The sequence below is a fragment of the Corynebacterium sp. NPDC060344 genome (assembly GCF_042725215.1).
Taxonomy (GTDB): Bacteria; Actinomycetota; Actinomycetes; order Mycobacteriales; family Mycobacteriaceae; genus Corynebacterium.
Genome location: NZ_JBHXCS010000022.1, coordinates 1 through 5,838, shown reverse-complemented (window position 1 = coordinate 5,838; position 5,838 = coordinate 1). Strand labels below are relative to the sequence as shown.

Sequence of the window (5,838 nt, the reverse complement as noted above, 5' to 3'; positions counted from 1 at the left end):
TGCGGAAGTCGCGCTCGACGCCGTCGGAGAGGGCGATCAGCGCCTCCTGGTAGGCCGCACTCTCGTGCGCCGCGACGGCCTGCTCGAAGCTGTCGAACTCGATCAGGACGGTGCGCTCGGCGATTCCGGCGTCATGCGCCACGACCCGACTGTCACGGGCGAGGATCCGACCGCCCCCGGCCTTGACGGCCGGACCGGCCAGCTTGTTGTAAGCAGCCAGCTTCTCAGCTTGATCTTTAACCTCGCATGTCATCCGACCTGCTGAGATCTACCGCTTCCGGGGGCACGCGAGGCGGCCGCCCTCCACGCTTCGAGATGTCGAGTAACGAAGTGTCGAGGAACGGCCGCTGAGGATGAGTTTCCCTGTTGATGTTTCCGGCGTCGAGGCGTTGGGTGTCCTGTCCCGCTTTCGTGTGGAGTTCTACGACTGCCTGTATGCCCGTGCGGACACGCTTTTCGAGCTCGCGGACGCGGTGCTGTGTGCGGACGGGCCGGTCAGGTCGCTGGTTGAGCTGACGTTGACGGCCGAGCACCGGCGTGGGCACGGAGCGATGTACGACGCTGTCAACCACGGCTGGCTGGAGCCCGCCCGGTTGCGCCGGCTGCTGGCCTCCACGCCGTTGCCGAGGGCTGCCGACGGGCGGATCGTCCTCGCGGTGGATGTGAGCAACTGGCTGCGGCCCGACGCTCCCACCAGCCCGGACCTGTTGTTCTGCCACGTATACGGGCGAGGCCGCAGTGCGGACCAGATGATCCCCGGCTGGCCCTACTCCTTCGTCGCCGCCCTGGAAACGGGACGGACCTCGTGGACCGCGGTACTGGACGCGATCCGTCTGGGACCGGCCGACGACGCCACCGCGGTGACCGCCACCCAGCTCCGCGACGTCTTCACCCGGCTCCTGCGGGCAGGCCAGTGGAAGCCTGGCGACCAGGACATCCTCGTCGTCGTGGACGCCGGCTACGACGTCACCCGCCTCGCCTACGTCCTGGCCGACCTGCCCGTCGAGCTGGTCGGCCGGCTGCGCTCGGACCGGGTCATGCTCCGCGACGCCGGCCCGCGCCGCTCCACCCCACGCGGCGGGCAGCCCCGCAAGCACGGCGGTGTCCTCACCTTCTCCAAACCCGACTCCTGGCACACCCCAGACCACACCACCGCCAGCACCACCACCCACTACGGCGCGGCAGAGACCCTTGCCTGGGACCGCATGCACCCACGCCTGCAAGCCCGAGGCCCCTGGCTCGATCACTGCGGTGAACTCCCCCTGATCCACGGCACGTTACTCCGGCTGAAGGTCGAGCACCTCCCTGGTGACCGCGACCCGAAACCGGTCTGGCTCTGGTCCTCCAAGACCGGGATGACGAGCCAGGACATCGACCTGCGGTGGCAGGCATTCCTCCGGCGCTTCGACCTCGAGCACACCTTCCGCCTCTTCAAGCAGACTCTCGGCTGGACCGTCCCCAAGGTCCGCGACCCGCACACCGCCGATCTGTGGACCTGGCTGATCATCGCCGCCCACACCCAGCTCCGCCTCGCCCGCCCGCTCGCCGAGGACCTCCGCCGCCCCTGGGAACGGCCCGCGGAACCCCGCCGGCTCACTCCCGCCCGAGTCCGCCGCGGGTTCCGGCACCTCCGCGCGAAGACCGCCCAGCCGGCAGGCGTGCCCCAACCATCCCTGCCCGGTCCCGGACGCCCACCCGGGTCGAAAAACCGCAGGCCAGCCCCACGACACGAGCCTGGCAAGACAGTGAAACGAGCAGAGACACTCACCGAACATGTCCGCTTGAAAGAACAACGAGGTTAAAGATCAAGCTGAGTACCAGTTCGCTCGACCGAGCAGCGAGATCCGCGTGACGATGTCCGGCGAACCCGGCCCGGTCATTCACCGGACCGCAGCCGACGGGAGTGTCTAATAAACGGCGGATCTGTTGATCATGGAGACGCCAAGTGAGTGAGATGACGATCGAGCACGAGTCCGTGGCTGAGCCGGTGGGTGTGGCCACGTCGGACGAGCAGTTGATCGCGATGCTGGTCGAGCGGGCCCGGACCGAGGGCATGCAGTTGACCGGTGCGGGCGGGCTGCTGCAGCAGTTGACCAAGCGGGTGCTGGAGTCCGCCCTGGAGGGCGAGATCACCGATCACCTCGGGTACGACAAGCATGATCCGGTGGGGAAGAACAGCGGCAACAGCCGCAACGGCACCCGGTCCAAGACCGTGCTGACCGATGTCGGGCCGGTCGAGGTCAAGGTGCCCCGGGACGTGGCCGGCAGCTTCGAGCCGCAGATCGTGCGCAAGCGGCAGCGCCGGCTGACCGGCGTGGACGAGATGGTGCTGTCGCTGTCAGCGAAGGGTCTTACCCACGGGGAGATCTCCGCGCATCTGGCCGAGATCTACGGCGCCGAGGTCTCCAGGCAGACCATCTCCACCATCACCGACCAGGTGATGGAGGGCATGGCCGAATGGTCCAACCGGCCACTCGACCGCGTCTACCCCGTCCTGTTCGTGGACGCCATCAACGTCAAGATCCGGGACGGCAAGGTCGCGAATCGGCCCATCTACGTGGTCATGGCCGTCACCGTCGAGGGCACCCGGGACATCCTCGGTATCTGGGCCGGCGATGGCGGCGAAGGCGCGAAATACTGGCTGCAGGTCTTCACCGAGCTCAAGAACCGCGGCGTGGACGACGTGCTGATGCTGGTCTGCGACGGACTCAAGGGGCTGCCCGACGCGGTTGAGGCGGTCTGGCCCCGAACAATTGTTCAGACGTGCATCGTTCACCTCCTGCGCAACAGCTTCCGATACGCGGGCCGCCAGGACTGGGACAAGATCGCCAAGGCGCTCAAGCCCGTCTACACCGCCCCGAACGAGAGCGCGGCAGCCGAACGCTTCGGAGAGTTCCAGGACGCCTGGGGGAAGAAGTACCCGGCGATCATCAAGCTCTGGGAGAGCGCCTGGGCCGAGTTCGTGCCCTTCCTCTCCTTCGACGTCGAGATCCGCACGGTCATCTGCTCGACGAACGCCATCGAGTCCGTCAACGCGCGGATACGCAAGGCCGTCCGGGCCCGCGGACACTTCCCCACCGAGGCCGCGGCCCTGAAGTGCGTCTACCTGGCACTGATGAGCCTCGACCCGACCGGCAAGAGCCGCAAGAGGTGGACCATGCGCTGGAAGGCACCCCTGAACGCCTTCCAGATCGCCTTCGAGGGCCGGCTCACCCCAGCCAACAACTGAACCTCAAAACCAAGATCAGCCGTTAACTGGACACACCCCAGCCGACATCGCCCGGTTCCGGGCCTTCGGCTACTACGACGGGTCGGCGTCGAGTTCCCGCCGTGCGAGTGCGCACGCTGCCGCCCTAGGTGTATTGCCCTGTGAGGTTGGGGACGCGGCTGGCGGGTGGTTTGCCTGCGAGCGCGGTGTGTCCGCGGTGGTGATTGTAGAAGTGCAGCCAGTGGGGGAAGGCGTCGCGTCGTTCTTGCTCTGACTGGTAGGGCTTTGCGTAGGCCCATTCCTCCGCGAGGGTGCGGTTGAGGCGTTCGACTTTGCCGTTGGTTTGTGGCCGGTAGGGCCGGGTTCGCTTGTGGGTGATCCCGGCCGCTGCCAGGGTGTCGCGCCAGGCGTGGGACTTGTAGCAGGAGCCGTTGTCGGTCAGGACGCGTTCGACGCTGATCCCGACGCTGGTGAAGTAGGCGTGTGCGCGCTGCCAGAAGGCGGTGGCGGTTTCCTTCTTCTCGTCGGTGAGGATCTCGCTGTAGGCGAGGCGGGAGTGGTCGTCGACGGCGGTGTGGATGTAGCTGTAGCCCAGGCGGGGCCGCTTCTTTCGGCCGGCCTGGCGGCCCAGGGTCTTGTGGCCGCCGCCGTCGGGGATGTTGCCGAGTTTCTTGATGTCCACGTGGACGAGCTCACCAGGGCGTTCGCGTTCGTAGCGGCGTATGACACGGCCGGTGGCCCGGTCCAGATGGTCCAGGCGGGCCAGCCGGTAGCGGGTGAGGACGCGGTGCACGGTCGAGGGCGCCAGGCCCAGGAGGTGGGCGATGCGGGCCGGTCCCCAGCGGCGTGAGAGGCGGACTTTGATGATCCTGCGTTCGGTGCGGTTCGGGGTCCGGCGCGGGCTGCGGTGCGGGCGGGACGAGTGGTCGCTCATACCGGCCTCACCCCGCTCCCGGTAGCGGTCGGCCCACCGCTGGGCCGTGGTCGGGGACACCTGGAAGCGTTCGGCGGCCCGCCGCAGCGGCCAGCCGTCCTCGACCACGCAGCGGGCCAGGCGCAGCCGTCCGGTCTCGGTCAGGGGTGCATTACGGTGGGGCATGAGGGCCTTTCGGTCGGTGTAGACGTCGCAATCCACACCGAACCCGGAAGGCCCTCACCCGTTCAAGACTCCTCAGCCGAGACCTCGATCACCCGTCCACAACCTCCCGGGGCAATACAGCTAGACCGGCGAGGGCGAGGGCTCCGATGTTTCACGTGAAACAGGGAGGGATGTTTCACGTGAAACAGTGCCGTCCGGGCGGCTTTGGGCGAGGGCGAAGCCGCGGTTGGTCTCGGTCTGTCGGCGATAGGCCTCGGGGAGTTCGGGCAGGGACAGGAGCTGGTCGCAGGCCCGCAGCGAGGTGTCCATGTCGCCTACCCAGTACGCGGTGATGGAGTGCTCGAAGAGCAACCCCCACTGGTACACCCAGGGCTGGACGAAGAGGAGGTCATCCGGTGCCGATCGATCGAGGACGGCCCCGGTGATCGCGTGCGCGGTGTGGTTGCGGCCCAACACTCGCAACCGGGAAGCCAGTTCGTAGCAGGCCTCCAAGCGGCTGGGCCGGAACTCCCAGGCGCGCGACAGCGCGTCCATGGCGGCCGGCCAGTCGCCCGAGTCGCCGTGCAGCACGCCTACTTGGAGCAGGGCGTAGTACACCTCCTCTTCCCAGCCGCCCATGGCCGCGCGGTGTTCGTAGAGCCGGATCGCGCCCGCGGTGTCACCCATGTCGCGCAGTGTCTGGGCGAGGTAGAAGACGGTACGGGCGTTCGACGGGTCGCGCTGGAACTCGGCGCTGAGCAGGCGGGCGTCGCGCTCGAACTTGTCGTGCCGGGAGCCGCCGTCGGCGTAGTCCTCGATGACGAGCGCGTCGAGGTTCTCCTGCACGCCCGGACGCTGGTCGTTCTCGTCACGGCGGTCGCAGGTGAGGTACTCATGGGTGACGCCCTCGTATCGCCAGGGGAGGTCGGCGCGCACCAGCCGCTTGATCCGGTACTCGGTGGAGCCCTCGTGGCGCAGCATGTACGAGTCCGAGGTGAGCGGGGGCAGCGGGCCGGTGCGGCGCAGGACGAGGTCGGCGTCGAGGAGCAGCAGGTAGTCGGCCTTCCCGCGGGCGTGGCTGATGTTGAGGCTCCGGTTGTGCCCGAAGTCGGTCCACGGCTCCTCGTGGAGCTCGCCGGGGATCCCGCGCAGGGCGTTGCGGATCAGGTCTTGGGTGCCGTCGGTGGAACCGGTGTCGGAGATGACCCAGGTGTCGATGAGGTCCCGTACGGATTCGAGACAGCGCTCGATCACGGCGGACTCGTTCTTCACGATCATGCAGAGGCAAATGGAGGGCTTCACGGCCGCCGACCCTAGGCAGGAGCCGGGCCCGGGCGGGGGCGGCACGCCGGTGCCCCGCCCCGGGTGGATGTGTCGCACGCGCCCATGTGGCGGTGCGGGGTTCCGCCGATCCGCTGACCTATGGGCGAGCCAGTGCGTTTATCGGGACACAGCTGATCAGGATGACCCGCGGAGTCCGGCTTTCAGTCCGGACTTCGGAGAACCATTCGATCCCGGTTTGTGCGAGGAGCGGTAAATGAGTTCTGAAGAC

The 5,838-nt window shown here is 67.7% G+C and carries 5 protein-coding genes; 2 read left to right on the top strand and 3 right to left on the bottom strand.

Annotation, left to right across the window (positions count from 1 at the left end):
- The coding region (locus ACFWGD_RS12950) for a DUF1330 domain-containing protein (protein WP_377779098.1) at positions 1-253 on the bottom strand (253 nt) is incomplete at its 3' end.
- A gap of 100 nt (positions 254-353) precedes the next feature.
- On the opposite strand from ACFWGD_RS12950, the gene ACFWGD_RS12945 reads away from it, so the two are divergent.
- Together ACFWGD_RS12945 and ACFWGD_RS12940 are read left to right on the top strand one after the other, a co-directional pair.
- A complete protein-coding gene (locus tag ACFWGD_RS12945; RefSeq protein ID WP_377779097.1) occupies positions 354-1,802 on the top strand; it encodes an NF041680 family putative transposase in 1,449 nt (482 codons plus the stop codon).
- Between the two features lie 221 nt (positions 1,803-2,023).
- Positions 2,024-3,229 (top strand): IS256 family transposase, encoded by a 1,206-nt coding sequence (locus ACFWGD_RS12940; protein ID WP_377779100.1) that lies wholly within the window; start codon positions 2,024-2,026, stop codon positions 3,227-3,229.
- A gap of 124 nt (positions 3,230-3,353) precedes the next feature.
- On the opposite strand, the gene ACFWGD_RS12935 is transcribed toward ACFWGD_RS12940, so the two are convergent.
- Both ACFWGD_RS12935 and ACFWGD_RS12930 read right to left on the bottom strand, forming a co-directional pair.
- Positions 3,354-4,307, bottom strand: a complete 954-nt coding sequence (locus ACFWGD_RS12935; RefSeq protein ID WP_377779099.1) for an IS481 family transposase — start codon at positions 4,305-4,307, stop codon at positions 3,354-3,356.
- A gap of 120 nt (positions 4,308-4,427) precedes the next feature.
- On the bottom strand, positions 4,428-5,588 hold the full coding sequence (locus tag ACFWGD_RS12930; protein WP_377779096.1) for a glycosyltransferase: 1,161 nt from the start codon (positions 5,586-5,588) through the stop codon (positions 4,428-4,430).
- Between the last annotated feature and the right edge of the window lie 250 nt (positions 5,589-5,838).

Excerpts from the sequence above, each read along its gene's own strand:
- ACFWGD_RS12940 (WP_377779100.1), top strand. The coding sequence starts at position 2,024 with ATGCTGGTCGAGCGGGCCCGGACCGAGGGCATGCAGTTGACCGGTGCG.
- ACFWGD_RS12935 (WP_377779099.1), bottom strand. The coding sequence starts at position 4,307 with ATGCCCCACCGTAATGCACCCCTGACCGAGACCGGACGGCTGCGCCTG.
- ACFWGD_RS12945 (WP_377779097.1), top strand. The coding sequence starts at position 354 with ATGAGTTTCCCTGTTGATGTTTCCGGCGTCGAGGCGTTGGGTGTCCTG.